At 32.0% G+C, this 26,652-nt stretch carries 24 protein-coding genes and 1 other RNA gene; 16 read left to right on the top strand and 9 right to left on the bottom strand.

Features of this window, described 5'->3' with window-relative positions:
* Positions 1-27: 27 nt before the first annotated feature.
* Entirely contained in the window at positions 28-558 is a 531-nt protein-coding gene (locus AXE80_RS12855; RefSeq protein WP_068828006.1) for a hypothetical protein, read from the top strand.
* Positions 559-611: 53 nt separating this feature from the next.
* Here the strand turns inward: AXE80_RS12855 and AXE80_RS12850 are convergent, their stop codons facing one another.
* Positions 612-1,964 carry a UDP-N-acetylmuramate--L-alanine ligase gene (locus tag AXE80_RS12850; protein ID WP_068828004.1) on the bottom strand — a complete coding sequence of 451 codons (1,353 nt, stop codon included), beginning with the start codon at positions 1,962-1,964 and terminating at the stop codon, positions 612-614.
* 124 nt (positions 1,965-2,088) lie between these two features.
* Here AXE80_RS12850 and AXE80_RS12845 point away from each other — a divergent pair, with 124 nt between their 5' ends.
* Positions 2,089-2,562, top strand: coding sequence for a hypothetical protein (locus AXE80_RS12845; protein ID WP_068828910.1), 474 nt, complete (start codon positions 2,089-2,091; stop codon positions 2,560-2,562).
* Positions 2,563-2,692: 130 nt separating this feature from the next.
* On the top strand, positions 2,693-3,511 hold the full coding sequence (gene kdsA / locus AXE80_RS12840; protein WP_068828002.1) for a 3-deoxy-8-phosphooctulonate synthase: 819 nt from the start codon (positions 2,693-2,695) through the stop codon (positions 3,509-3,511).
* Positions 3,512-3,569: 58 nt separating this feature from the next.
* On the opposite strand, the gene AXE80_RS12835 is transcribed toward kdsA, so the two are convergent.
* Positions 3,570-3,794, bottom strand: coding sequence for a DUF3820 family protein (locus AXE80_RS12835; protein WP_068828000.1), 225 nt, complete (start codon positions 3,792-3,794; stop codon positions 3,570-3,572).
* A gap of 66 nt (positions 3,795-3,860) precedes the next feature.
* On the opposite strand from AXE80_RS12835, the gene ssrA reads away from it, so the two are divergent.
* Positions 3,861-4,260, top strand: a transfer-messenger RNA (tmRNA) gene (ssrA, locus tag AXE80_RS12830).
* 56 nt (positions 4,261-4,316) lie between these two features.
* On the opposite strand, the gene AXE80_RS12825 is transcribed toward ssrA, so the two are convergent.
* From AXE80_RS12825 to nadE, 4 genes are all read right to left on the bottom strand, one after another.
* A complete protein-coding gene (locus AXE80_RS12825; RefSeq protein WP_068827998.1) occupies positions 4,317-4,757 on the bottom strand; it encodes a cold-shock protein in 441 nt (146 codons plus the stop codon).
* Positions 4,758-4,863: 106 nt separating this feature from the next.
* Positions 4,864-7,551, bottom strand: a complete 2,688-nt coding sequence (locus tag AXE80_RS12820; protein ID WP_068827996.1) for a TonB-dependent receptor — start codon at positions 7,549-7,551, stop codon at positions 4,864-4,866.
* The gene (locus tag AXE80_RS12815) at positions 7,551-8,432 is read right to left on the bottom strand and encodes a GLPGLI family protein (RefSeq protein ID WP_068827994.1); all 882 of its coding nucleotides are present in this window, start codon (positions 8,430-8,432) and stop codon (positions 7,551-7,553) included. Before AXE80_RS12815 ends, AXE80_RS12820 begins: the two co-directional genes overlap by 1 nt.
* A gap of 122 nt (positions 8,433-8,554) precedes the next feature.
* Positions 8,555-9,346, bottom strand: a complete 792-nt coding sequence (gene nadE / locus AXE80_RS12810; RefSeq protein WP_068827991.1) for an NAD(+) synthase — start codon at positions 9,344-9,346, stop codon at positions 8,555-8,557.
* Positions 9,347-9,405: 59 nt separating this feature from the next.
* Between nadE and gldB the strand changes: the two genes are divergently transcribed.
* The 3 genes from gldB to gldC all read left to right on the top strand — a co-directional run bounded on the left by gldB (position 9,406) and on the right by gldC (position 11,268).
* Positions 9,406-10,365, top strand: coding sequence for a gliding motility lipoprotein GldB (gene gldB / locus AXE80_RS12805; protein WP_068827989.1), 960 nt, complete (start codon positions 9,406-9,408; stop codon positions 10,363-10,365).
* Complete coding sequence (locus AXE80_RS12800) at positions 10,365-10,850, top strand: MepB family protein (protein ID WP_068827986.1); 486 nt, start codon at positions 10,365-10,367, stop codon at positions 10,848-10,850. The genes gldB and AXE80_RS12800 overlap by 1 nt, the downstream gene beginning before the upstream one ends.
* Before the next feature lie 67 nt (positions 10,851-10,917).
* A complete protein-coding gene (gldC, locus tag AXE80_RS12795; RefSeq protein ID WP_068827983.1) occupies positions 10,918-11,268 on the top strand; it encodes a gliding motility protein GldC in 351 nt (116 codons plus the stop codon).
* Between the two features lie 98 nt (positions 11,269-11,366).
* Here gldC and recA read toward each other — a convergent pair whose 3' ends face one another.
* The 3 genes from recA to AXE80_RS12780 form a co-directional block, all read right to left on the bottom strand.
* The gene (recA, locus tag AXE80_RS12790) at positions 11,367-12,386 is read right to left on the bottom strand and encodes a recombinase RecA (protein ID WP_068827980.1); all 1,020 of its coding nucleotides are present in this window, start codon (positions 12,384-12,386) and stop codon (positions 11,367-11,369) included.
* Positions 12,387-12,659: 273 nt separating this feature from the next.
* Positions 12,660-13,394: a transporter gene (locus AXE80_RS12785; protein WP_068827977.1), complete on the bottom strand. Its 735-nt coding sequence runs from the start codon at positions 13,392-13,394 to the stop codon at positions 12,660-12,662.
* Between the two features lie 58 nt (positions 13,395-13,452).
* On the bottom strand, positions 13,453-15,768 hold the full coding sequence (locus AXE80_RS12780; protein ID WP_068827974.1) for a TonB-dependent receptor: 2,316 nt from the start codon (positions 15,766-15,768) through the stop codon (positions 13,453-13,455).
* A gap of 93 nt (positions 15,769-15,861) precedes the next feature.
* Here AXE80_RS12780 and AXE80_RS12775 point away from each other — a divergent pair, with 93 nt between their 5' ends.
* From AXE80_RS12775 to AXE80_RS12735, 9 genes are all read left to right on the top strand, one after another.
* Entirely contained in the window at positions 15,862-16,530 is a 669-nt protein-coding gene (locus AXE80_RS12775) for a metal-dependent transcriptional regulator (RefSeq protein WP_068827971.1), read from the top strand.
* A 1-nt stretch (position 16,531) separates the two neighbouring features.
* Entirely contained in the window at positions 16,532-17,446 is a 915-nt protein-coding gene (locus AXE80_RS12770; protein WP_068828908.1) for a metal ABC transporter solute-binding protein, Zn/Mn family, read from the top strand.
* A gap of 202 nt (positions 17,447-17,648) precedes the next feature.
* Positions 17,649-18,386, top strand: a complete 738-nt coding sequence (locus AXE80_RS12765) for a metal ABC transporter ATP-binding protein (protein ID WP_068827969.1) — start codon at positions 17,649-17,651, stop codon at positions 18,384-18,386.
* Positions 18,387-18,461: 75 nt separating this feature from the next.
* Positions 18,462-19,571, top strand: a complete 1,110-nt coding sequence (locus AXE80_RS12760; RefSeq protein ID WP_068827967.1) for a metal ABC transporter permease — start codon at positions 18,462-18,464, stop codon at positions 19,569-19,571.
* The gene (locus AXE80_RS12755) at positions 19,568-20,728 is read left to right on the top strand and encodes a metal ABC transporter permease (protein ID WP_068827965.1); all 1,161 of its coding nucleotides are present in this window, start codon (positions 19,568-19,570) and stop codon (positions 20,726-20,728) included. The genes AXE80_RS12760 and AXE80_RS12755 overlap by 4 nt, the downstream gene beginning before the upstream one ends.
* 86 nt (positions 20,729-20,814) lie before the next feature.
* On the top strand, positions 20,815-21,246 hold the full coding sequence (locus tag AXE80_RS12750) for a hypothetical protein (protein ID WP_157359407.1): 432 nt from the start codon (positions 20,815-20,817) through the stop codon (positions 21,244-21,246).
* 64 nt (positions 21,247-21,310) lie between these two features.
* Positions 21,311-24,427: a UvrD-helicase domain-containing protein gene (locus AXE80_RS12745; RefSeq protein ID WP_068827961.1), complete on the top strand. Its 3,117-nt coding sequence runs from the start codon at positions 21,311-21,313 to the stop codon at positions 24,425-24,427.
* 65 nt (positions 24,428-24,492) lie between these two features.
* Positions 24,493-25,095 (top strand): hypothetical protein, encoded by a 603-nt coding sequence (locus AXE80_RS12740; RefSeq protein ID WP_068827957.1) that lies wholly within the window; start codon positions 24,493-24,495, stop codon positions 25,093-25,095.
* A gap of 130 nt (positions 25,096-25,225) precedes the next feature.
* The gene (locus AXE80_RS12735) at positions 25,226-26,623 is read left to right on the top strand and encodes an OmpA family protein (RefSeq protein WP_068827955.1); all 1,398 of its coding nucleotides are present in this window, start codon (positions 25,226-25,228) and stop codon (positions 26,621-26,623) included.
* Positions 26,624-26,652 lie beyond the last annotated feature (29 nt).

Genomic DNA, 26,652 nt, shown 5'->3' with positions numbered 1-26,652 from the left:
TGTTTCTTGAAACTAAAGACTTGTCAGATGAAAACAATTATACTTTGGGTGATGTGCTTGTTTGTTGGAAATGAGTATGTAATGTCTCAAGAAAGTGAAGATGAAGAGTTTAAAAAGAACCGTATTAGTTTAGTTTTAGGTCATTCCTATTTAAACTTAGGATTTGAGCTAGGGAACAAAGACGTATTGTCAATTCCTTCTTTTGGATTTGATTATGAGTATTGGTTTAAACCTAAATTTGGTGTTGGAATTTTTGCTGATATTGAATTGATTTCTCATAAAGATGCGGAACAACTTCATGGAGGAATAATTGATAGAGAATTTCCATTAGTGTTAACTGTGGATGCTTTATGGAGTCCAATAAAACATTTGGAATTTGTGTTTGGACCTGGAGTTATTTTTGAAAATGGTAAAGTAAAAGACTTAATAAGAGTTGGTTTGGAATATGATTTAGATTTATCTCATCATTGGGATGTGGCTCCAAGTTTATTTTACGATCATGCAGCAGATGGAATTTCTAACATTTCCATAGGAATAGGAATAGGAAAAAGATTTTAAGTTTTTTAGAAAATATAAAAAGGCAGATATTCATCAATATCTGCCTTTTGTTTTTAAATTAAGTTTTTCACTTCATCAAAATCTAAACCTCCGTAATTTCCAGAACTCATTAATAAAGTTGCAGAGTTTTCAAAAGGTTGCTCAAATAAAAACTTTTTAAAATCAGATGGATTTGTGTAAATAATTAAATCATCTCTTTTAAAAGCTTCTTTAATTTGTTGTGCGGACACTTCATCAAGTTGTTTGATGGCAACTGCATCAGGAGAATAAAAAACAACAGCTTTGTCGGCCTGGTCTAATGCTCCTTCATATTCTTTTAAAAATTCAGCATTTAAACTACTGTAAGTATGTAACTCTAAATAAGCCAAGACCGTTCTGTTTTTGTATTGGTTTTTTACAGCGGTAGTTGTGGCTTGTACTTTACTTGGTGAATGTGCAAAATCTTTAAAGATAACAGCAGATTTTTTTTCTGCAATTTTTTCTAAACGTTTGCTGGCTCCTTTAAAACTTTCAATTGCTTCGTAAAACTCTTCTTCACCTACCCCCATATGTTGACAAATCCATTTGGCACCCGCTAAGTTTTGTAAGTTGTGTTTTCCAAAAATCTCTAAAGGTAAATCTCCTTCTGGAGTATCTAAAAGAGTGGTTCCGTCTTCTATATTGTATTTAGGAGTAAAATATGGATATTTTTTAATTTGATTTTCAGAACTCTCAACCACTTTTTTTACCTGTTCATCTTCTTCGTTATAAACCATAATTCCTCCTGGGGTAAGAGAGTCAGTAAAAATTGAAAATTGTTCTACATAGTTTTCAAATGTTGGAAAAACATTGATGTGATCCCATGCAATTCCGCTAAGTAAAGCAATATTAGGTTTGTATAAATGAAATTTAGGCCTTCTGTCAATAGGGCTAGATAAGTATTCATCACCTTCTAAAACCATAAATTCATTTTCTTCAGTTAAATGAACCATGGTTTCGAATCCTTCTAATTGAGCTCCAACCATATAATCAACATCAATTTGATGGTAGTTTAGTACATGAAGTATCATAGAGGTAATGGTTGTTTTTCCGTGAGAACCACCAATTACAACTCTTGTTTTTTGTTTAGACTGCTCGTATAAAAACTCAGGATAAGAATATATTTTAAGGCCAAGTTCTTGGGCTTTTAACAATTCGGTATTATCTGGTTTTGCATGCATTCCTAAAATAACAGCATCTAAGTCTTTATTAATTTTTTCGGGGTACCAACCAAATGTTAAGGGTAATAAACCTTTATTAGCCAACCTAGATTTAGAGGGTTCAAAAATAGTGTCATCGCTTCCTGTAACGTTGTATCCTTTATTGTGTAAAGCAATGGCTAAGTTGTGCATGGCACTTCCTCCAATCGCAATAAAATGTATATTCATGTTATCTTCTTGTTTCTAAGTTGTTTAATAGAATTAAAGGTAAAATTAAGAAAAGTGGCTTGTTTCATAACTTTCTTTTTGTATTTTTAATATCACTAACATAATAATAAATTAAAGAATGATTATGAAAAAAATAATTTTAACAGTAGGACTTGTATTGGCAGGATTGGCATCTCAAGCTCAAGATTTATCTAAACATGCAATCGGTTTACGTTTGGGTGATAATGATGGTTTAGGGTACGAGATTTCATATCAAAGAGCATTATCTGATTCTAACAGATTACAATTTGATTTAGGATTAAGAAGTAAAAATGACGTTGATGCATACAAATTAACTGGTCTTTACCAATGGGTTTGGGACTTAAGTAGTTTAGCTCCAGGATTTAATTGGTTTGCTGGTGCTGGTGCTGGAGTTGGTTCTGTAGACTATCCTGGTGGAAGCGAAACTTTTGTAAATGCTGATGGTAACGTTGGTATTGAGTACAACTTTAAGTTTCCTTTACAATTATCTTTAGATACTAGACCAGAAATCGGAATCATCAATGGTGATAGCGATTTGTCTTTAGAAATTGCTTTAGGTGTGCGATACAAATTTTAGTCGTAAACAATATTAAAAAAAGCCTCTGTATTTTACAGAGGCTTTTTTGTTTTAAAATTTTCATCAAAAAAATAATTGTGAAGCGCTTTTAAGAATAGTTATCTTTGAGCTATCGAAATACATTAAAAAAATGGACTTAAACGTAATCCCAAAAATTAAACACGCAAATAGCGATAATTTCTTTTTATTGGCAGGACCTTGTGCTATTGAAGGAGAAGAAATGGCATTAAGAATTGCAGAAAAAGTAGTTGAAATTACAGATAAATTAAATATTCCTTATGTGTTTAAAGGGAGTTTTAAAAAAGCAAATCGTTCTAGAATAGATAGTTTTACAGGAATCGGTGATGAAAAAGCTTTAAAAATTTTACGTAAAGTTTCAGAAACTTTTGATGTTCCTACAGTAACAGATATTCACGAAATTTCTGATGCTGCTATGGCCGCAGAATATGTTGATGTATTACAAATTCCTGCTTTTTTGGTTCGTCAAACAGATTTAGTGGTAGCTGCTGCAGAAACAGGAAAAGTAGTAAATCTTAAAAAAGGGCAATTTATGAGTCCGGGAGCCATGCAACACGCAGTGCAAAAAGTAAAAGATGCAGGTTCTGATAAAGCTTGGATTACCGATAGGGGAACCATGTTTGGATATCAAGATATGATTGTAGATTTTAGAGGGATTCCAGAAATGAGAGCATTTGCTCCTACCGTATTAGATGTAACACATTCATTACAACAGCCAAATCAAACAAGTGGAGTGACAGGAGGTAGGCCTGATATGATTGGAACTATTGCTAGGGCCGGAATTGCTGCGGGAGTAGACGGTTTGTTTATAGAAACTCATTTTGATCCTACAAACGCAAAATCTGACGGAGCAAATATGTTAAATATTGCTTATTTGGAAAAGTTGCTGACAGATTTAACAGCGATTAGAAAAGTAATTAATACTTTGTAAATAAATATAGATGTTCGAGCGAAGTCGAGAATTATACATCTCCACTTCGCTTAACAAGCTATTTGTTTTTTAATTTACGAATAATATCTTCTAGCCCATTTAATTTTAGTTCGTAAACTTCTGCCATCATTTTGCCTAGTGTACCTGCAGGAAACCCTTTTTGTTTGTACCAAACAATATAATGCTCTGGTAGGTTAATTAAATCGTAACCTTTGTATTTACCAAAAGGCATTTTTGTGTTGGCTAGTTTTATTAAATATTGTTGGTCTGACAAATTATTCATTAATTATATATTGGTATGTGTTTTGTGCGTATAAATATATAACTTTGCAAACTTCTTTGACAATATGGGGACGACTGGTTTTGACAGCGAGGTCAATTAACTAGTAAGCATGCCGAGAGATGGAGCTCATTCTCGTAAATCGAGGTTCCAAAACAATAAACGGTGAAGAATCTTTCGCCATGGCTGCCTAATTATCCGAATTAATAGTACGATAAGGCCTAGGTTCACAAGGTGAACAAGCTATGCATCTCATGCCAGCGCTGATAGACCGCGTGCAATTTAGAGATGTCGTAAAAGTCTAGATAGGAAAAGTATTACTTAGCTGCTTTTCCGAAACTCAATAAGTTAAGCTTAGAGTAAGTTGTTTTTGACTAGCTTTTTGCCGACAATTTGATAAAAACTAAGCATGTAGAAAGCTACGCGATTGCTCGTTTGGACCCGAGTTCGATTCTCGGCGTCTCCACAAACAAAAAACCCTTACTAAATTTTCAGTAAGGGTTTTTTTATGTCGATACTTAGTTACTAAGCAACAAATAATTTAACTTTTACAGCAACAAGACCTTTAGGTCCTTTTTCTGTTTCAAAAGAAACTTTATTTCCTTCTTTAATAACTCCTTCGATATTATTAACGTGTACAAAAAAACTTTCTCCAGTTTCTTTTTGGTCAATAAATCCGTATCCTTTATCGCTATTAAAGTGATTTACAATTCCTATTTTAACAGGGTCTTCTTGTTCTAAATCTTCTTTTTTAGGAGTGCTTATGTGGATGTCGCTTAAAGATATTTCTTCTTTAACATGTGTAGGGTCTGGTTTTTCGGTAGTTAATTGTCCGTCAGCTCCCATGTACATGAATTCTGCAGTTTTTTCTCCAGATTCCCTTAACTGCTCTTTACGAAGCGCTTTTTCTTTACGTTTTTTTGCTTTTTTCTTTTCTCTTTCTTTTTTTTCAAAGCTATCCGCCATAAGTTGTATTTAATGTTGTCTATTGATTATTCAATAGAATGCAAAGATATCAAATAGTGAACGAAAGAAAGGTTAAATCTAGTTTTATTAGTTATAAATGACTACTTTATAAATTGTATTTAAGACTTAATACAATATATCTAGGCTGAATAAAGTATTCAGTGGTGTTAGTATATAAGGTGTTAATATTGTCTCTGTTTAAAGATTTAGTGTTTAATAAGTTGGTTGCTGTTAACTTATATTCCCACTTGCTGTCTTCTTTTTGATATGCTAAACTAGCATCAAAAAAAGTATAGTTATTTAAAGTTCTTTCGTTATTTCTATAGTTAAAGTATGAATATTCCGTGTTAAAAATAAATCCTTTTAAGAAATAGGTATTTAAATTTACGTATGGACTATGGGTGTAATATTTAGTATTTCCAGATCCTTGATTATAATCATTTATGCTTAGGTTGTAACCAACAGATACATTTGGAGCCGTTTTAAAATTAGTGTTTATTTGGGTTCTGTAACTTTGAGTAAAAGATTCGTTTACTCTTTGTTGATTATTAATAAGTTGGTTGAATTTTGAATAAGAGTAGTTAGCTCCTAAAGAGGTTTTTATTTTGTTAATGGTTTTCTCAAACCTACCATTTAAACCAACAGTTTCATCTTCAAAATTTGAGTTAAAAGGCACAGAGATTTGATTGTTAGAATTGTCTATAAATTCTGCTTTATTTCTAATTTGATTAATACGCTTAGAATAACTTAATCTAGCAAAAATGTTAGTATAATTAAATTGATTAAAACTTCTGTAGTTTAAATTTAAGTTGTGAGCTAGTGAATTTTCTAACTCACTGTTACCTCTAAAAATAGAGTTGTAATTATTAAATACAAACCCTTCTGCTAATTTATTTACATCGGTAAAAGTATTATTGATGGCATAATTAAATGTTAAGGTTTCTGTTTTCTTTAACTCCATAGTGGTGTTAAATTTAGGTAGTAATCTTACAAAACTATCTTCTACAATTTTACCAAACTGACTATTTTTGGTGTAATAGGTGTGTGCCGAAAACCCAGGTCTAAACGTAAACATTCCTGTTTTTAAAGTGTATTGTGCAGCTAAATATGCATCGCTAAAATTATACGTGATTTGGTTATAGGTATTGTAACCATCATCATTGTTTAGTTTATAATTATCTCCGTTGTCTAAAATTTGATAAATTTCTGAGCTAAAACGTTGAGTACTATTAAGAAGACCTATACTAAAATTAATATTGCTTTTATCATTTAAAACATACCAATAATCAACTTTAGTATCTAATTTGTTGGTTTTAATTCTTTTGTCTTGCGCAATATTGTAGCTGCTTTGTGTTTCGTCTAAGTTTAATTCGTCAGAAAATTTAAACTCATTGGTTTTCTCTAAAATAGCGTTGTAAAATGGATCCTCGTCTTGTGCTAGATATTGCAATTCAAAAGCAAAGATATTTGATGGGTTTAAGGTGTAGTAGTAATTTAAATTCTGATTAATGCTATAAGGGTTTTGACTTTGATTTTCATCTATATTACCTAAAACAGAAGAATAAAAATCTTTAATTTCTGTTTGTTTAGAAACCCTACCAAACACATCATAATCTAAATGATGGTTGCTGTTTGGAATATATTTTGAACTAAATTTAAACAATCCTAAATCTGCTTTTTGGCGTGTGTCACTTGTAGTTGATTCATCTATATTGTTTTCAGAAGAGTAGGTTTTAGTACTATTTTGTAACATATCTGTTTTGTTACCAGAATAGATGGCAAATCCACTTAAGTCCCATGTTTTTTTAGGAGCATAATTAAAGTTAACAGCTCCAAATTTAGATTCTATGGAATTTGCTCTGTTGTTTTGCATGGTTAAAAAACCAATGTCTGATGAGGCTACATTAAAACTAGTTCCACTATCTCTATTAGAACCTCTTACACCTCCAGAAAATTTAAAATAATCTTGTCTTGTAAAAGGAACATCACCAATGTTGTTGTAGTCTGTAATAATATTTATACTGTATTTAGGACTGTAGTAAAATAATTTAGGATGAACAATATAACGATCATCGGGTCCAGCACCTGCTGTAATTTCTCCAAACCAAAAATTCTTTTTTCCTTCTTTTAATCTTATGTTGATAGCGATACTTTCCTCATTATTTCTAACAGACTTTAGTTGGCTAACTTCATCGTAATTTTTTAATACCTCTATTTTGTCTAAGGCATCTGCAGGAATATTTTGTGTGGCTAGCTTAGAGTCCCCATCAAAAAAATCTTTTCCTTCTACCATTACCTTTCTAACGGTTACCCCATCTACTTCAATTTCACCATCATCGTTTACTTCTACTCCAGGTAATTTGTTTAGTACATCTCCTAGTTTTCTATCGGTTTTGGCTCTAAAAGAATCTGCATTGTATATTAATGAATCTCCCTTAATTACTACGGGCATTTCGTAAACCAGTTCTACTTCATCTAAATTAGTATCACTGTTTAAATTAAAGTTTTGGTATAAATCTTCTTTTAGGGTTTTAAGAGTTGCTTCTATAGTTTTCATACCAATATAACTAGCTTGTAGTGTATAGGTACTGTTACTATTAAGGTTTAGTTTGTAATGTCCTTCATTGTCTGTCATGCTATAAGAATCCATTAGTTTGGTTTCTTGGTTAATGGCTACTACATTGGCTAATTCTATAGGATTTCCAATACTGTCTTTTACAATTCCTTCTACTTTTACTTGACTAAAAGCAACTGAGGTTACTAGTGCAAAAAATGCAATTAATTTTAGTTTCATTATCTTCTTCCTCCTCTGTTATTATCTCCACCTCTTCTAGACCTAAAGTTTTCTCTCATTTCTTGAAACTTTTCAGTAGCAATTTCATTGTATTCTTTAAGTGTTACTTTTTTTCCTTTTGTAGGTTTTTTTATGCTTGTTTTGTCTTTTGCGTTTAAAACAATTTTAGAACATAAAATAATGGTATTGTCCTCGTGAATTTCTAAAATTAAACCAGGAAGTCCCCAATAGTTACCTGGGCCTTGGCTAACAGGAATCTGTAAGGTGTACCAAGCTGTTACTAAAGTTTCTATTTGTTTTTCTTCCTTTTTTTCTTCTTTAGGTTCTTCCTCTTTACCTGGAGGTCTTCTAAAGTTAGATATATCAAAGTCTGTCCATGTTTTTACTGCAGTTGCTTTAAAACACATGTATTGACCAATTTGTTTTACTTCTCCTGTTGTTTTCCAATCTAATTTTGGAAGCTCATCATTCACTAAAAACTTTTTACCTAATAATTCGTTAGAAATTAAAAGCTCTTTGGTTTCTGTGTTTTTGTATTTATCACCATCTACTGCACCAGAAATTACAGATCCAAATCGACCACCGGGACCACCATTTCCTCCTTGTTGAGTAGGGGCAGCTAACTTTTCTTCGGCTTTAAAAATAGATTCTGTTTTGTTAAAATCTAAAACATATGTTTTTTCGAACATACTTTTCATGCGTTCTGCCATCCTCTTTTTTTGATCTTCGCTCATGTCAGGACGCGAAAAATTACTCATGTCTACATCTGTTTTAGAAATGTAATGAGCTGTTCCTTCAAATTTTTGTTGGGCAATTCCATAGCTGCTAATGAATATAAACAGGATGTTTAGAGCTTTTTTAGATAAGATATTGATTGTCATGATTTTTTTAAGTCATTGGTTGATGATTTTTGGACTTAAATACATGATAAAGGTTTAATGAGAAAATAAAAAAGCCTCTTTATTTTTATAAAGAGGCTTGTGTGAGTATAGAATTGTAATGTTTAAGATTTCCATTCTTTTGGAATTTCACAAACAGGAATTGGTTGCATTTTATGCTGATTAGCTGTATTTAATTTACTGTAAATAATAAATACTTCTTTTTCTCTATCAGTAAAGTTGTATGCTGTTTTTCCTGCAGCTTGTTGTTTCATGGCCCATTCAAGTTCATCATAACTAGCTCCTAATTGATCTTCATCGGTACGGCTATCACCAAACAACCCATCGGTTGGAGCAGCAGTTTGTATGGCTGTTGGAACTTTTAAATATTTACCTAAAGCAAAAACATCACTTTTCATTAAATCAGCAATAGGGCTTACATCAACACCACCATCTCCGTATTTTGTGTAGAAACCAACACCAAAATCTTCTACTTTATTTCCTGTACCTGCAACTAAACTACTGTGTAATCCTGCAATGTAGTATAAGGTTGTCATTCTAATTCTAGCCCTAGTATTGGCTAAGGTTAAATTAAGAATAGCTTCGTTATCTGTAGTAGGGACGGCTTTTTTAAAAGTTTCAAAACTTTCGGTTAAATCCACGCGTTGACTAGAAACATTGCTAAAACGTTTTGATAATTGTGCAATATGTTCTTGAGCTCTGTTAACTTGATCTGGATGTTGGTGTATAGGCATTTCTACACAAACAGTTGGTAGTCCTGTTTTGGCACATAAAGTAGAGGTTACGGCTGAATCAATTCCGCCAGATACACCTACTACAAATCCTTTTACACCTGCTTTTTTAGCATAATCTTTTAGCCAGGCAATAATATGTTCTGCGATCTTTTGAGTTTCCATGTTGCTTATTTCTTATTTTTGTTGAGGTTACTACAAACTTACTCAAAATATATCATAGCATGAAAAAGTGGTGTTGCATATCTTTAATATTCTTAACTCTAGTTGCTTGTACATCAACTAGTAAAACAGAGCAAGAAATTTTAAAAGTAAAAACCAACACTCAGTTTGCTTTATTTCACGATGCTTTGTTTAAAGCAAGTCCAAATGATTTACCAAAGTTAAAAACAAATTTCCCCTATATGTTTCCTGAGCAAATGCCTAATGATTTGGTGTTGGAGAGGATGAAAGATACTGCTCAACAATTTTTGTATAAGGAAGTGAAAAAAGTTTACGGAGATTTTAAAATACAAGAAAAAGAGATTGATGTTTTGTTTAAACATATTAAATATTACTTTAAAGATTTTACTGTGCCAACAGTAGTTACAGATATTACGGGAGTTTCTTATCAAGATAAAGTCTTGTATTCTGATTCTTTATTGCTAGTTTCTTTAGATATGTTTTTAGGGAAAGATCATCTTGTGTATGGAGGTTATGCAAAATATTTGTCAGAAACTTTTACACCAAAGCATATGACTTCGGCCATTGCTCAAAAGATTATAGAGATCAAATATCCTGTAGACCAAGATCGAACTTTTTTAGGGCAAATGATTTTTGAAGGTAAAAAAATGTATTTGTTAGATTTGTTTTTGCCTAAAGTAAACGATGAAATAAAGTTAGGATATACACCAAAAAAAATGGCTTGGGCAGAAGTAAATGAGGCTACAATTTGGGCTTTTTTTATTAAAAATGAGTTGTTGTATAGTAATGATGGAAAATTGAAACAGCGATTTTTAGAGGTGGCTCCTTTTTCTAAATTTTACACCTCTATTGATAGAGATTCTCCAGGTGCTATAGGAAAGTTTATGGGTTTAAAAATTGTTAGGGTTTATATGGACAAACATCATATATCTCCACAGGAATTAATTGATTTAGATGCTCAAACTATTTTAAATCAATCGGGATATAAACCCAAAAAATAATGGAGGTTTTACTAAATGAAATTACCTTAAAAAGTAATGATGGAGTTGATTTAAAACCTATTGATTTTGTATTAGAAAAAGAAAGTAAAGAGTATAAAGCCTGTAGATTTTTGTTAAATGGAAAGCGAATCATTAGTAGAACTTCTAAAATAACGCCAAAGAAAAAAGGACAATTTGTAACTTTTTATAAAAGAAATAATAGTGGGGTAATTGAACCTTTTTTTGAGAACGATTCTTTTGATTTTTTTCTTGTAAATGCAAAGTTATCTAATCAATTGGGCGTTTTTGTTTTTCCAAAATCAGTGCTCATTCACAAGGGAATTATTAGTACTAAAACTAAAGAGGGTAAAAGGGCTTTTAGGGTATATTCTCCTTGGGATGTTGTTGACACTAAACAAGCATTGGCTACTCAAAAATGGCAATTCGCGTATTTTTATGATCTTAAAAATATCCTTGATCAAAACAGGTTTGCTAAATTGTTTTAAGAATGATTTTCATCATCATGCTATCGAAAACAAATTCTATATCTTTGCAGTCTAAAAAATTAAGAAGATGGCAGTAGCACATAAATCAAAAATAGAGTTTGAAATAGGGCTTGATGAAAATAAAATTCCAGAAACTATTCACTGGTCTGCAACAGATGGTGGCGTTACCAAAGATGCATCAAAAGCAACTTTAATTTCTGTTTGGGATAGTAAAGAAAAAGAAACTTTATACTTGCCTTTGTGGACAAAAAAGATGCCTGTTGATGAAATGAAAGTGTTTTTTCATCAAACATTATTGCAAATGGCAGATACTTTTGAAAGAGCGACTAATGATGAAAAAATGTCTGCAACGATGAGAGATTTTTGTGAATATTTTGCAGAAAAATTAGAGTTGGAAGACAAGAGTAAAAAGAACTAGTTTTATTTAACTTGAGTTAGATTTAAATCAGCTTAAATGAATATCATAAAAAAACCGATAGCAATTACTATCGGTTTTTTTATGATATAAAAAGATGTCTATTCTTCTCCTTCTGGGTTTTTAATAGCATCAATAATTTTAGCTTCTAGTTCTTCGGCTAATTCAGGATTATCTTTTATCAATCCTTTTACAGCATCTCTACCTTGTCCTAATTTAGTTTCACCATAGCTAAACCAAGAACCACTCTTTTTAATAATTCCGTAGTTTACTCCAATGTCTAAAATTTCTCCAACTTTAGAAATTCCTTCACCATACATGATGTCAAACTCTGCTTGTTGAAATGGTGGAGCTACTTTGTTCTTTACAATTTTAACTTTGGTAGAGTTTCCTATTACAGTATCTCCGTCTTTTAATTGCGTTCTTCTACGAATATCAACACGTACAGAAGCGTAGAATTTTAAAGCGTTACCTCCAGTAGTAGTTTCAGGATTTCCGAACATTACTCCAATTTTATCACGTAACTGGTTAATAAATATTACAGTACACTTTGTTTTGCTAATAGTTCCTGTTAATTTACGTAATGCCTGAGACATCAAACGAGCATGTAATCCCATTTTAGAATCTCCCATTTCTCCTTCAATTTCACTTTTTGGAGTTAAGGCAGCAACGGAGTCAATTACAACAATATCAATAGCTCCAGAACGGATTAAGTTTTCTGCAATTTCTAATGCTTGCTCTCCGTGATCTGGTTGAGAAATAATTAAGTTATCAACATCAACCCCTAAGTTTTCAGCATAAAAACGATCAAAAGCATGTTCTGCATCAATAAAAGCAGCAATACCACCAGCTTTTTGTGCTTCTGCAATGGCGTGAATAGTTAAAGTAGTTTTACCCGAAGATTCAGGTCCATAAATTTCAATAATACGTCCTTTAGGATATCCACCTACCCCTAAAGCCAAATCCAAACCTAAAGATCCAGAAGAAATAACTTCTACATCTTGTACAGCCATATCTCCCATTTTCATTACGGCCCCTTTACCATAAGTTTTGTCTAATTTATCTAAGGTAAGCTGTAATGCTTTTAATTTTGCATCTTTTTCGTTCGTCTCTTTTGCCATTTTGACTCTCTGTTTTGTTAATTTGATTGATGCTAAAATACGAATTTATCAACGTAAAAAAACGAATCATAACTTTTTTAGCACACTAGTTTATGATTTAAAATATGAGGATGTTTTTAACAAATATTTTCCTTGTACTTACTTGTTTTATTGGGGTTCTTAACTTTTTAAAAATTTGATAAGCACAAAGGTTTTTGCCAATTTTCTATTTATCAAATAAAGTGTGCAAGTGGATAACACATATTTAAGACTTCTGAAAGCAGGTTTTAACTTTTAGATGGATGATTTGTGTTTAATTAGCCAACTAATCCCTGCAGAAATATAGTTGCTTTTTTGATTGATTCCTGTTCCAAAAGAAAAATCAAATTGTAAATAATCGTTTTGTAAGTAGGTAAAACCAGTATTGATGTTAGAGATATGGTTGTTGAGGTTTACAAAAGTTCCGTAAGGCTCAATATATATGCTTACTTTATTGTTTACGGCTGTTCCTAAAGAAATTGAATAGATGGCATTTCCGTTTCCAAATCCAAAATAATCATAACCAATTCCGTAACCAATACCCGTATTGTTAGTAATGGAGTGAGAAAAGGAAAGTCTGTTGATAGAACCTGTTTTTTCTGAGCTAAATCCTTTACTTCCTGTAGGCAGTGATAGTTGTGATGAAAATGCAATTTTGGTATTTACATCTTCATTGTTTAAAAGTTGAATTTTAGTACCAATTTGTAAATCACTAATTCCTTTGCTGGTTATATTATTTTCTTTAGCGGTTTGAAATTGACTTAAGATTCTAACTTCAACTCCTTTGGTAATACCATATCTAAATAGTGCTACAGGCGCTAAAGTGTTTTTGAGGTCATTTTCAAAAGAAATTAAGTAGCCGCTTTCAATTTGTAAATCTCCAGAATTTACAGTTAATGAACTTTCTGTTTGAGTAGGTCTGTCTGTAATGATTTGAGCGTTCGCACTTGCAAATGCAATCATTAGAAATATATACACTATTTTTTTCATATTGTTTTAATGCTTGTAAGTAGCATTTAAAATAGTGTATATATTTTTAATTAGGTATTTATATTCCAAATTTTAATCCTACAAAAAATGTTCTAGGTCTTTGAGGTCCATAAATATAAGTTACATCTCTATCTACTCCTTGGTCAAAATCTTTTTGATAAGCATTAAATATATTTTGAATTCCACCAGATACTTCAAAGTAAGTGTGTTTGTGGTCATCAATAAAAAAACGATAAGAAGATTTCCAGTTTAATTCAAAAAAAGAAGGAGACTTTTCTAGTTTATCTTTAGGGATAAATCCTGCCAAATGTTGCACATACATTGGACCAGTAAACACCCCAGATAAGTTGTTTTGAAATGTTTTGGTAGGAGCGTATGTGGCTACAAAGTTTGCGTATACATTTGGGGTTTTATTAAATCTTTTTGTGGCTTGGTCAAGTTCATCTTCAGACCATTCTACTTTGTCGTTATACAAAGAACGTTGAAGAGTTCCTCCTGCTTGAAATAACCATTTTATGTTTGGAGCATATTTTAATTCGATATTAGCACCATACACTTTTGCTCCGGTAGAATTACTTCTTATCCATTCAAAAATTCCTGAATCTGGAGCCGTTTGGGTTCCTTGTTCTAAGGCAAAGGCATTGTTTAGTTTGGTGTAAAACAATTCTGTAACCAAAGAAAAATCACCATTTGTTAATTCTTTTGTCCAGTCTAAAGAAGTTAAAAAGCTATGAGAAGTTTCCGATTTTAATCCATCGGCATTTCTAATTCTACTAATTTCTCCTGCTGCTAAACCGGCGTGTACATCTTCTCCATAAATTTGTGGAGCTCTAAAACCTTTGGCATAACTAGTTCTCCATCTTAAATTCTTGTTAATACTGTATAAAATATTAGCTCTTGGATTAAATACCACAAACTCTTCGGCTAAATTGTGTATATCACCTCTAAGTCCTCCTAAAACTCTAAGTTTATTGTTTATTACCCATTCTTGTTGCGCATAAATACCTAAAATATGTGTTGTTTGTAAAATAGGAATAAAAGCAGGGTTTTCTTTTCGGTCATCAATGTCATTGTACTTGTATTCTATTCCTCCTGTAAAAGTACCTGTGTTGTTTAAAAACTTGTCGAATTTATGAGCGTATTGAGTTCCTGTAACAAAGGTGATGTCTTTTGATTTTCCAAAACCTTCTATACTCTCTTTAATATTTTCTTCAGTTGGAGTATTACCTGCCAATCCTCCGTAAAAGTTTTTGTTTTTAGATACAGAAGTAGAAGCGTAAACAGAGTAGTTGTCCTTTTTATTAGGACTTAAATATTCATAAGTCAACCCTCCAGATACAACAGTAGATTCTATTTGTTCTGTAACATCGGCTAAAAATGGAAGTAAATGTAGGTTGTTTCCACCTCTTCTGTATTCGTTGTTAGCGTTAAATTCAGCCGTAATTTTTTTTCTGTTGGTAGGTCTTGTAAAAGCTTTTAGGCCAAACGAAGTGTTTTCCATTTCGGTGATTTCTGTAAAACCATCGTTATCTGCATCGTAAGCACCTCGGTTACGTTTCATACCAAAAAGCGCAATTCCTGTATCGTAATCTTCGTTAATAACAGTACCGTTAAAAGTAATGGTTTTGTCTTGAGTGTTACCGTCTATCAAAGCTAAATTGCTTCCAATAGCAAAACTGTTTTCTGATGGATCTTTGGTAATAATATTAATAGTTCCTGCAATAGCATTAGAACCATAAAGGGCAGAGCCACCACCACGAACTACTTCTATTTGTTTGATGATATTAGCAGGGATTTGATCTAGTCCATAAACACTGTTTAATGCACTAAAAATAGGACGACTGTCAATCAAAATTTGTGAGTAAGAGCCTCCAAGTCCATTCATTTTTACTTCGGAAGTTCCGCAGTTTTGGCAATTGGTTTCCATTCTTAAACCAGGCTGAAAGTTTAATCCTTCTGATAAACTTACCGCTTGGGTAGCTTCTAAAACTTTTGCATCTGTTACAGTTACAATAACAGGTGCTTTTTTTCGGTTTAAATATCCTCTTGTTGCAGTAACTACAACTTTGTCTAATCCTAAAATGTCTTCTTTTAATTCAAAATTAAGGGTTCGAATATCGTTGTTAGAAAACATCAGTTTGGTTTCTTGATTTTTATACCCAACGGCGGATACGATAATTGTATATATTCCAGGCTTGGTTTTTAAAGAATATTCTCCGTTTAAATTAGTACTAATAGTTTTATTGTTTTCTTTAATGGTAAGGTTGGCAAGAATAGGATTTCCATTAGAAACTACTTTACCATTTAAATAAGACTGTTGTGCGTGAACAATAGCAGTGGTAAATATTAAAAAAGATATAATTATTGATTTCATTAAAATTATTTTTTGCAAATCTATATAAATTTTTAGACTTGTCTAAAAATAATTTTAAAACATGTTGTTGTTTTTATTTATATCTTTGTAATAATGGAATTAGATTTATCACAAACAGAAGAGAATTACCTAAAAGCTATATATAGTTTGTTTGTTGTGAGTAACAAAGCGGTAAGTACCAATAAAATTGCAGAGAAGTTAGAAACTAAGGCTTCATCTGTAACAGATATGATTAAGAAATTGGCCGAAAAAGATTTGGTGAATTATGTAAAGTATCAAGGAGTTTCTTTAACAATAAAGGGAAAAGAAATAGCGGTGCATGTTATTAGAAAACACAGGCTATGGGAGGTGTTTTTGGTTCGTCATTTAGGTTTTCAATGGGATGAAGTTCACGAAGTGGCAGAGCAGTTAGAGCATGTAAAGTCTGTAAAATTAACCAATGGATTAGATGCTTTTTTAGATTTTCCTAGATATGATCCTCACGGAGATCCTATTCCAGATAAGGATGGGAATTTTATCAAAAGGAATATTACGGTTCTGTCTTCTTTACAAGTAGGAGAAGAAAGTAAAATTGTTGGAGTAAAAGATAGTTCTAGTGCTTTTTTAAAGTATTTAGATAATGCAGATATTAAACTTGGAGTAGAGATAAAAGTATTACACAAAGAGAGTTTTGATAATTCTATGATGTTGCTTATTGATGAGCAAAAAATATCCATATCACAACAAATTTCTAGCAATTTGTATGTAAAACAAAATGATTAAAATGAAAAAAATAATAGCGTTTGCTTTGTTGTTAACAGGTTTGGTGGCTTGTAAACCATCAAAAAAAATAGAAAACACAAAGTTTACTGTAGTTACAACCACTACCATGATTACCGATTTGGTAAAAGTATTGGGAGGAAATGATATTGAGGTAAAAGGAATTATGGGAGCAGGGGTCGATCCTCATTTGTACAAAGCTTCAGAAGGTGATGTTTCTAAATTATCTAGTGCCGATTTAATTGTTTATAACGGATTACACTTAGAAGGAAAATTGGTAGATGTGTTTGAGAAAATGAATCAGATTGGTAAACAAACCATTGCTTTGGGTGATTTTTTATCGCATGATGAAATTATCAATTCAGAAATGTTTGCAAATTCTCACGATCCACATATTTGGTTTTCTATTGATAATTGGAAAACAATTACTGAAAAATTGATTGTTGCTTTATCAAAAGCGAATCCTGAGAATAAAGCTGTTTATCAAAAAAATGGCTTAGATTATTTAGCAGCGCTAAGTTTATTGAAGACTGAGTTAAAAACAAAGGTGGCCGAGTTGCCTAAGGAAAAAAGAATTTTAGTAACTGCTCATGATGCTTTTTCTTATTTTGGAAAAGAGTTCGGTTTTCAGGTAGTGGGATTGCAAGGATTATCAACAGCTACGGAAGCTGGTGTGAGAGATGTGCAACGTATTTCTGATTTTATTATAGTAAATAAAGTAAAAGCCATTTTTGTAGAAAGTTCTGTGCCTAAAAGAACAGTAGAGGCTTTGCAAGCTTCTGTAGAATCAAAAGGACATGAAGTTAAAATTGGAGGTCAATTATTTTCGGATGCTTTAGGGAATCCAACAGAGGAAACAGGAAAATATATAGGGATGTATCGTTACAACGTGAATACGATTGTAGAAGCGTTAAAGTAAGTATAGAGGTGTTCGAGCGAAGTCGAGAACTGAGATGATTCTATGAATATTAAATTCTTTTTACAAACTGTGTTAGTGATTGACTGGCCTGTTTGAGCTCTTTAAAGGTGCTCGAGCGGAATCGAGAGCCTTTAAAAGCGAGTAAGGAAAGCACGACCCTCCCGAAATTTCGGGAAGGGTAACACCCAAAATAAATAAAACAATGGAACAAAAAATAGCCATAGCTATTGATGATTTAACTGTAGCGTATAATTATAAACCCGTTTTGTGGGATATTGATTTACAAATTCCAGAAGGAGTGTTGATGGCTATTGTTGGGCCAAACGGAGCTGGAAAATCTACCTTGTTAAAATCTATTTTAGATATTATAAAACCCTTGGCAGGATCTGTTACAGTATACGGAAAACCATATAAAAAACAACGCCACTTAGTAGCTTATGTTCCTCAAAAAGGAAGTGTGGATTGGGATTTTCCTACCACAGCTTTAGATGTGGTAATGATGGGGACATACGGTTCTTTAGGTTGGATAAAAAGACCAGGGAAAGCCGAAAAAAAAGCCGCTTTAGAAGCTTTAGAAAAAGTGGGGATGTTAACTTTTCAGAATAGACAAATTTCTCAATTGTCTGGTGGGCAGCAACAAAGAATTTTTTTGGCTAGAGCTTTGGTGCAAAATGCAGCCATTTATTTTATGGATGAACCTTTTCAAGGAGTAGATGCTACTACAGAAAAAGCCATTATTCAGATTTTAAAAGAGTTGAGAAAGGCAGGGAAAACGGTCATTGTTGTGCATCATGATTTACAAACTGTTCCAGAATATTTTGATTGGGTTACTTTTTTAAATGTGAAGAAAATTGCTACAGGACCAGTAGCACAGATTTTTAACGATGACAATTTAACCAAGACTTACGGAATTAATTACAAAACAAGTATTGTAGAGTAGTTGTAAAGTGAAAAGTTTAAAAGTGGAAAAGTTAGTGAGATAACTTTCTACTTTATGACTTGACAAACTAAAAGGATGAAAGAATATTTTGATTTATTAATGACAGATTACACACTGCAAATTATTACGCTTGGTACAGCTGTACTAGGGGCTTTGTGTGGTATGCTAGGAAGTTTTGCTGTGTTGCGAAAACAAAGTCTGTTGGGCGATGCTATTTCTCATGCTTCGTTACCAGGAATCGCCATTGTATTTTTGGTTTTAGGAGTAAAAAACAATAATGGTTTGTTGTTGGGCGCCTTGTTAAGTGGTTTGGTAAGTGCTGTTTTTATCAAAGGAATTATATCAAAAACTCATTTAAAATCTGATACTGCTTTGGGAGTGGTGTTGTCTACTTTTTTTGGATTTGGAATGTTGTTGTTAACGTATATTCAAAAATTACCCAATGCCAATCAATCAGGTTTAGAAAAATATTTGTTTGGTCAAGCAGCTACTTTGTTGGCTAGTGATGTTTGGCTAATGTCTGCAATTTCGGGAATTGCTTTAATAGTTGTTTTGTTGTTTTGGAAAGAGTTTAAAATGGTTTTGTTTGATGCAGATTATACTACTACTTTAGGGTTTCATGTAAAGTTTATAGATACTTTAATGACTTCTTTTATTGTAATTGCTATTGTGATGGGATTACAAACTGTTGGTGTGGTTTTAATGAGCGCTATGTTGTTAGCTCCGGCAGCAGCAGCAAGACAGTGGACAAATAGTTTGTCTAAAATGGTGCTTTTAGCTGGTTTTTTTGGAGCGACTTCAGGTTTATTAGGAACTGCCATTAGCGCTAGTGCCAATAATTTGTCAACAGGGCCAGTAATTGTGTTGATAGCTACTGTTTTTGTAATGATATCATTTGTGTTTTCTCCTATAAGAGGTTTGTTGTTTAGGCAGATTAAATTGTGGAAAAATAGAAACGATTTAAAATTGATGAAGACTTTACTGTTTATGTATAACATTGCTAAAAATCACGATAATATTTCTCATCCACATAAAATTCAATTGTTGAATAATTTTCAAGGATACACCCGTAAGAGTTTAAAAAGTTTAGAATCCGAAGAGTTAATTCTTTTAGAAAAAGGAGATTGGTCTTTAACAGAAAAAGGATTTAATACGGCTAAAAATTTATATACAAATCAGTCATGACAAATGCACAATTAGAAATACAAATCATATTGATTTTGGTGGCTGTGGCTTGTGCTTTGCCAGGCGTTTTTTTGGTGCTAAGAAAAATGGCTTTAATAAGCGATGCTATTAGTCATTCTATTTTACCAGGAATTGTAATTGGATTCTTTATTACTCAAGATTTAGCTTCGCCTTTATTAATATTGATGGCCACATTAACAGGAGTTTTAACTGTTGTGTTGGTAGAGTATATTCAAAAAACAGGCTTGGTAAAAGAAGATACCGCTATTGGTTTGGTATTTCCATCCCTCTTTAGTTTAGGTGTGATTTTAATAGCCAAAAATGCGGGAGATGTACATTTAGATGTAGATGCCGTATTGTTAGGAGAAGTTGCTTTTGCTCCATTTGATAGATGGATGTACAATGGAATAGATATGGGGCCAAAATCACTTTGGATGATTGGAACTATTTTGTCAGTCTCTATTTTATTGTTGATTTTATTTTACAAAGAATTAAAAATAGCAACGTTTGATGCAGGCCTAGCGGCTTCTTTAGGATTTACCCCCATTGGAATTCACTATGGTTTAATGACTATTTCATCAGTAACCACGGTTGGTGCTTTTGATGCTATTGGTGCTATTTTGGTTGTGGCTTTTATGATTGTTCCAGCAGCTTGTGTATATCTACTAACCAATAATTTAAAAAAGATGTTAATAGGATCTTCTTTGGTGGGAATTTTTGCATCTGTTACAGGTTATTGGGTGGCACATTGGTTAGATGCTTCTATTGCAGGAACTATTGCTACAGTTTTAGGTTTGTTGTTTTTTATAGTGTATTTGTTTGCTCCAAACAAAGGTTATATATCACAATGGTATAAAACCAAACAACAAAAAACCGAAGTTGCAATGTTGGTATTTATGTTGCATTTGGCTAATCACGAAGATGAAAAAGAAAGAAATATCAATCATTTACAAGAACATATTAATTGGACCAAACAAAGAGCTAAAAAAGTTTTAAAACTCGCTAGTCAGAATAACATGATTGAGATTAAAGATGGGGTTATCAGTCTAACAAATAAAGGTTTAGCCTTTACGGAAAAGGCCATCTCTTACATATCAGACAATAAGAACTCAGAATTAGAAGGAATCAAACAAAATTTCTTTCTGTTTAGAGGTTAGATTATTTTGGCTTAAATATTGTATAAGTTACTATTAAATACTATTTTTAGTACATAACCCTTAAATAAATACGATATATGTCAATCATGAATATTTTTTTGAGTGGTACTCAAAGAATGAATAGAGGTCACTTAGCAAGCATAGTTAAAATAGCAAGGTCTAACAATAAATTATCTAGAGAAGAAATTACTTTGCTAAAGAAAATAAAAGCCGATTTAGGAATAAGTGATTTAGCGTTTAGGAGTATCATTCGTAATCCAGATTTATACCCAATTAACCCGCCTTCTAATTACGAAGAGCGAATAGAAAGATTGTATGCTTTAGCAAACATGTTACATGTTGATAAAGAATCTTATGATTTGTCTTTAAAATTATTAGAGAAGTTGGCTGTAGGAATTGGGTTTCCATTAAAAACACACGAAGAAGTGGTAAAGGTTGCTGTAGAATTAGCAAGGTCTAATGCAGATTTAGAAACATTTACGGTTGCTATTAGAAAAGCCAATTCGACCAAAGAGTAATTTTTATTTTAACCTTATTTTAAAAGAGATTGTTTATTTTAGACCATCTCTTTTTTTTTGTGCTATGATTTCAGAAAGTCCCTTTAAAGTTTATAATGCTTCGGCAGGTAGTGGTAAAACCTTTACACTAGTAAAAGAATATTTAAAAATTCTTTTATTGGCTAAAAGTGAGTTCGAATTTCAGAAAATTCTAGCCATTACTTTTACCAACAAAGCAGCTGCCGAAATGAAACAGCGTGTGCTAAAAACGTTAAAAGATGCAGCTCAGAATACAGAGAACAATATTGTTAGTGATTTGTTAAAAGAAACCGGACTGCCTTTTGATGTTGTTCAAGAAAAATCACAACGAATTTTAAAGAACATTCTTTATAATTACGCTAGTTTTCATATCAATACCATTGATAGTTTTACCCATAAATTAATTAGAACTTTTTCTTTGGATTTAGGTTTACCTCTAGATTTTGAGGTAGAAATGGATACCGATCCTTTGTTAGAAGAAACCATTGATTTGATGGTTTCTAGAATTGGAGAAGATAAAGATTTAACAGAAACCTTGGTAAATTACACCTTGCATCAGGTTAATGATGATAAGTCATGGAATATTAATGCTTCTTTAATAGATGTTGCTAAACTTTTGTTAAATGAAGAAAACGAAATTGAGGTTTCTAAATTGGTAAATACAGATCTTTCTGATTTTCAAAAATTAGAAAAGAATCTTAAAAAATATTTACAAGACACCGAACAAGCTTTTAAACAAATAGGAGAACAAGCTATTGGTTTAATTGATGAGAATGATATTGCACATAGTTCTTTTGCTAGCGGAGATTTGCCTAATTATTTTAAAAAGTTTTTGGGTAGTTGGATGTTAAAAGAGGAGGAGTTAGCAGGAAAAAGATTGATTGGGAATATGGAGTCGGGAGTTTTGTATGCAAAAACAAAACCAAAGGATCCTAAAAAAAATGCAGATAGAGGTAAAATTGATTTGATTCAAGAAGAGTTATTTGCTGTATATGCTATTTCTCAAAAATTATGTCAAGACCATTTAGGTCAATACTTTTTAGTTAAAAAAATATTAAAATCATTAGTTCCTTTGGCGGTGTTGAGTCATATCAACAAAGAATACGTACAATTAAAAGAGGAAAATAATATTTGTGTAAACGCGGAGTTTAATCGTGTGATTAGTAAACAAATAAAAAACGAGCCTGTTCCATTTATTTATGAGCGTTTGGGAGAGAAATTTCAATATTTTTTTATTGATGAAATGCAAGATACTTCCGAATTGCAATGGGAAAATTTAATTCCTTTAATTGCTAATGCTTTGTCGCAAGGAAGTGGGCAGTTAATGTTAGTGGGAGATGCCAAACAATCTATTTACAGATGGAGAGGAGGAAAAGCTTCGCAATTTGTTGCGCTTTCGGATGAAGCCAATCATGATTTATTTCATGTAGATAAAAAAGTAGTGACTCTAGGAACAAACTATAGAAGTTACAGTAATGTCATCAACTTTAATAACGACTTTTTTGCTTTTTTATCATCGTATATAAAAGAGCCTGAGTATCAAAATATCTATGCTCAAGAAAAATATCAACAAACCAATACCAAGATAGGAGGATATGTACGTTTAGAGGTTTTTGAGCGTGATGAAGACTTTGTGTTAGAAGAAGTATATCCTGATAAAATCCATCAAATGATTTTAGAGATAAAGTCTAAGGGTTTTAACTATGGTGATATTTGTGTGTTAACAAGAAATAAAAATAATGGAATTGTAGTTGCCGATTATTTGGTGTCTAAAGGAATAGAAGTAATTTCTCCAGATAGTTTATTGCTAAAAAATAATAAGGTTGTTCAAATATTTGTTTTTTTATTAAGATGGATAGAAAACCCACAAGATAAAGAAGTCTTGATTCAAATTTTGTATTATTTACACAGCTACTTAAATATTCAGGTATCAGAGCATGAATTTTACGAACACTGTTTAACTAAAACGAGTCCTGAGGAGTTGTTTACTTATTTAGAGATTGATTTTAGTTTAACAACTTTTTTCGCCATGTCTTTATATGATGGGATAGAATATTTAATTCGTGTTTTTAACTTTCAACCAATATCAGATGTATTTGTACAAGCGTTTTTAGATGTGGTATTACAATATCAATTAAAAGAATCTGGGAGTTTACAAATGTTTTTATCTTATTGGGATAAGAAAAAAAAGAATTTAAAAGTAGAAGTAGCTCCTAGTGAAAATGCGGTGCAGATTATGACCATTCATAAATCTAAAGGATTGGAGTTTCCTGTGGTTATTTTTCCTTTTGATTTAAATACAGAAGACATCAAAAGAGAAAAAATATGGTATAAAACCAATGAGAGTAAATTGTTTGATGGTTTTGAGAGTTTTCAAATACAGGCATCAACTAAGTTGTCTTTTTATGGAAATCAAGGAGAAGAGCAGTTAAAAAAACTTAATGCAGAAACTCAGTTAGACAATTTTAATCTTTTGTATGTTGCTCTAACTAGAGCAGAAGAGCAATTGTATATTTTGTGTGATACCAAAAATGGAAATGTTGATTCTCCAAAACAGTTTTCAGATTATTTTAAAGAATATATGGCTCAAAAAAATGGAGGGTTGATTTATGAAATTGGAGAAAATAAAAGATTGTCTAAAGTAGAAGATTCTAAGGATGATTATTTGATGGAAGAGTTTTTTAGTGTTGATAAAAAAGACAATCAAATTTTTATTGTACAAAATGAAAGCGAAACCGATGAGGCAAGGTTGTATGGTAATTTAATTCATAACGCTTTTGAAAAAATTATATCTGTTAAGGATCTTGATTTGGCAAATAGTTATATAGATCAGCAAGGTTTACCTATGGAGTTTTCTAAAAACGCTAAAAATTTAATACAAAAAGTAGTTTGTCATCCGTTGCTAACAAAATATTATCAACAAGATTTAGAGGTATATACAGAAAGATCGTTCTTAACACATAGTGGAGAAATAAACATTATGGATAGGGTGGTTTTTAAAGGAACAGAAGCGGTGATTATTGATTATAAAACAGGTGTTTTTAATACTTCACATGAGCTGCAAATAGAAAACTATGCTAATGTTTTAATAGGACTAGGGTATAAGGTAAATAAGAGGTTGCTAGTGTATTGTAATGAGGTAGTAGAGGTTAAAAGTGTATAAAAATAAGATATAGCTAATAAAATATGTTATTTTTTTTATATTTGACATAATATAAAACTAAAAATATGAAGAATTCAAAAGTGTTATTGTTATTGGCTTTAGTTGTTTCGTTGATTTCATTTAAAGCAAATGCTCAAGACGAAGAAAACGTATGGGCTGTTGGTTTTGGAGCAAACTTTGTTGATGTTTCTCCAGCTGGATTAGGAAATGTAGGTGATCAAATTAAGGATTATCTTGGTACACAAGATTGGCAATCATTATCTTTGTTATCAAGAGTGTATGTTGCTAGATATTTAACTTCTGGGATTGTAGTAGATGCTGCGGGGTCTATAAACATTGTTGATTCTGCAAATGCTAGCGACAAACCATATTATTCTATTGACTTAGGTGCTCGTTATGACTTAAACAATTTATTTGGTCACACAGGTTGGTTTGATCCTTATGTAAAATTAGGTTTAGGTACGGCTTGGACAGATGGTGATGGCTTAGGATTAGTTATTTCTCCTAGTTATGGATTTAACACTTGGTTTAACGAAACAGTAGGTTTAAATTTTGAATCAGCTTACAAAGCTTCTACTTTAGTGGGAAATACTACAGATGCAATTCCTTCAGGATATCATTTTCAACACTCTATTTCTTTAGTGTTTAAATTTAAAGAAAACCAATAGATTTAATATTTAAAAATAAAAAAAGCCACGTTATTACATATCGTGGCTTTTTTTATAGAGTAAATTAACATACAAACTAACGTATGTTATTTTTTGTTATATTTGCATTAAATAAAAAAATAAAGAAAATATGAAAAACTTTAAAGCACTATCACTTATCGTTTTATTAGTCTTTACCGCGATAAAGTCAAATGCACAAGATGAAAAACATCCATGGGCCATTGGGGTTGGGATTAATATGGTTGATGTATCACCATATGGCGTTTCTAGACTAGGAAATCAAATTGAAGACTATTTTGGTCCTCATGATTGGAATATGATTCCTGTTTTATCAAGAGCGTATGTAGCAAGATATTTAGATCATGGGCTTTCTGCAGATTTTACTGGTGCAATCAATTCGTTAGATAAAATACCAGCGGGAGATGTATCAGAAAAAAATTACTATTCATTAGATTTAGGTTTACGTTACGATTTGAATCATATGTTTGGAGAGTCTGGTTGGTTTGATCCGTATGTAAAATTTGGTCTTGGGGCTGTATGGGTTGATGGTGATGAAGCGCTGACAGTATCTCCTACTATTGGTTTTAACACTTGGTTTAATGAATCAATAGGTTTAAATTTTGAATCTTCATACAAATCAGATGCTATTTTTGGAGACACAAAGTTAGGACACGCAACATATATAAATTCAGGATATCATTTTCAACATTCTATTTCTTTAGTATTTAGATTTGGAGCGAAAGATACTGATGGAGATGGAGTCTTAGATGCTGATGATTTATGTCCACAAATTGCTGGTAAACCAGAATTATTTGGATGTTCTGATATAGATGGTGATGGTATTGCTGATAAAGATGATGCTTGTCCAGAATTAGCAGGTACAGAAGCAACTAAAGGTTGTCCAGATTCAGATGGTGATGGTGTGATTGATTCAGAAGATAAATGTCCAAATTTAGCAGGTGAAGCTAAAGATGGAGGTTGTCCAGATTCTGATAAAGATGGATTATCTGATAACAATGATAAATGTCCTAATACTTTTGGACCAATTGAAAATAATGGATGTCCTTGGGCAGATACAGATGGTGACGGTGTTACAGATAATTTAGATAACTGTATTAACGAAAGAGGACCGAAAGAAAATAATGGATGTCCAGTTAAGTTAACAGAAGAAGCTAAAAAGAAATTAGGAACTTATGCAAAAACTATTCAGTTTAACTCTGGTAAGGCAGTTTTTAAAGGAGGTGTAACAAAAACCTTAGATGTTATTGTTGACGTAATGAAAGAGTTTGATGGAGTTCGTTTTAATGTTGAAGGACACTCTGATAGTGCTGGAGATGATGCTAAAAACTTAAAATTATCTCAAGAGAGAGCTCAAGCAGTAGTAGATTATTTAACATCAAAAGGAATTGAAGATTGGCGTTTACATGCTGTAGGTTATGGAGAAGCTAACCCAATTGCTAGTAATAAAACTGCTACAGGTAGAGCATTAAACAGACGTGTTGTTTTATCTGCTATAGAATCTGAATAATAAAAACTTTTTATAATACTTTAAAAACC

This window comes from Wenyingzhuangia fucanilytica (genome assembly GCF_001697185.1).
Lineage (GTDB): Bacteria > Bacteroidota > Bacteroidia > Flavobacteriales > Flavobacteriaceae > Wenyingzhuangia > Wenyingzhuangia fucanilytica.
This window is presented reverse-complemented; position numbering and strand designations above follow the sequence as displayed.

Excerpts from the sequence above, each read along its gene's own strand:
- AXE80_RS12855 (WP_068828006.1), top strand. The coding sequence starts at position 28 with ATGAAAACAATTATACTTTGGGTGATGTGCTTGTTTGTTGGAAATGAG.
- AXE80_RS12850 (WP_068828004.1), bottom strand. The coding sequence starts at position 1,964 with ATGAATATACATTTTATTGCGATTGGAGGAAGTGCCATGCACAACTTA.
- AXE80_RS12845 (WP_068828910.1), top strand. The coding sequence starts at position 2,089 with ATGAAAAAAATAATTTTAACAGTAGGACTTGTATTGGCAGGATTGGCA.
- kdsA (WP_068828002.1), top strand. The coding sequence starts at position 2,693 with ATGGACTTAAACGTAATCCCAAAAATTAAACACGCAAATAGCGATAAT.
- AXE80_RS12835 (WP_068828000.1), bottom strand. The coding sequence starts at position 3,794 with ATGAATAATTTGTCAGACCAACAATATTTAATAAAACTAGCCAACACA.
- AXE80_RS12825 (WP_068827998.1), bottom strand. The coding sequence starts at position 4,757 with ATGGCGGATAGCTTTGAAAAAAAAGAAAGAGAAAAGAAAAAAGCAAAA.
- AXE80_RS12820 (WP_068827996.1), bottom strand. The coding sequence starts at position 7,551 with ATGAAACTAAAATTAATTGCATTTTTTGCACTAGTAACCTCAGTTGCT.
- AXE80_RS12815 (WP_068827994.1), bottom strand. The coding sequence starts at position 8,432 with ATGACAATCAATATCTTATCTAAAAAAGCTCTAAACATCCTGTTTATA.
- nadE (WP_068827991.1), bottom strand. The coding sequence starts at position 9,346 with ATGGAAACTCAAAAGATCGCAGAACATATTATTGCCTGGCTAAAAGAT.
- gldB (WP_068827989.1), top strand. The coding sequence starts at position 9,406 with ATGAAAAAGTGGTGTTGCATATCTTTAATATTCTTAACTCTAGTTGCT.
- AXE80_RS12800 (WP_068827986.1), top strand. The coding sequence starts at position 10,365 with ATGGAGGTTTTACTAAATGAAATTACCTTAAAAAGTAATGATGGAGTT.
- gldC (WP_068827983.1), top strand. The coding sequence starts at position 10,918 with ATGGCAGTAGCACATAAATCAAAAATAGAGTTTGAAATAGGGCTTGAT.
- recA (WP_068827980.1), bottom strand. The coding sequence starts at position 12,386 with ATGGCAAAAGAGACGAACGAAAAAGATGCAAAATTAAAAGCATTACAG.
- AXE80_RS12785 (WP_068827977.1), bottom strand. The coding sequence starts at position 13,394 with ATGAAAAAAATAGTGTATATATTTCTAATGATTGCATTTGCAAGTGCG.
- AXE80_RS12780 (WP_068827974.1), bottom strand. The coding sequence starts at position 15,768 with ATGAAATCAATAATTATATCTTTTTTAATATTTACCACTGCTATTGTT.
- AXE80_RS12775 (WP_068827971.1), top strand. The coding sequence starts at position 15,862 with ATGGAATTAGATTTATCACAAACAGAAGAGAATTACCTAAAAGCTATA.
- AXE80_RS12770 (WP_068828908.1), top strand. The coding sequence starts at position 16,532 with ATGAAAAAAATAATAGCGTTTGCTTTGTTGTTAACAGGTTTGGTGGCT.
- AXE80_RS12765 (WP_068827969.1), top strand. The coding sequence starts at position 17,649 with ATGGAACAAAAAATAGCCATAGCTATTGATGATTTAACTGTAGCGTAT.
- AXE80_RS12760 (WP_068827967.1), top strand. The coding sequence starts at position 18,462 with ATGAAAGAATATTTTGATTTATTAATGACAGATTACACACTGCAAATT.
- AXE80_RS12755 (WP_068827965.1), top strand. The coding sequence starts at position 19,568 with ATGACAAATGCACAATTAGAAATACAAATCATATTGATTTTGGTGGCT.
- AXE80_RS12750 (WP_157359407.1), top strand. The coding sequence starts at position 20,815 with ATGAATATTTTTTTGAGTGGTACTCAAAGAATGAATAGAGGTCACTTA.
- AXE80_RS12745 (WP_068827961.1), top strand. The coding sequence starts at position 21,311 with ATGATTTCAGAAAGTCCCTTTAAAGTTTATAATGCTTCGGCAGGTAGT.
- AXE80_RS12740 (WP_068827957.1), top strand. The coding sequence starts at position 24,493 with ATGAAGAATTCAAAAGTGTTATTGTTATTGGCTTTAGTTGTTTCGTTG.
- AXE80_RS12735 (WP_068827955.1), top strand. The coding sequence starts at position 25,226 with ATGAAAAACTTTAAAGCACTATCACTTATCGTTTTATTAGTCTTTACC.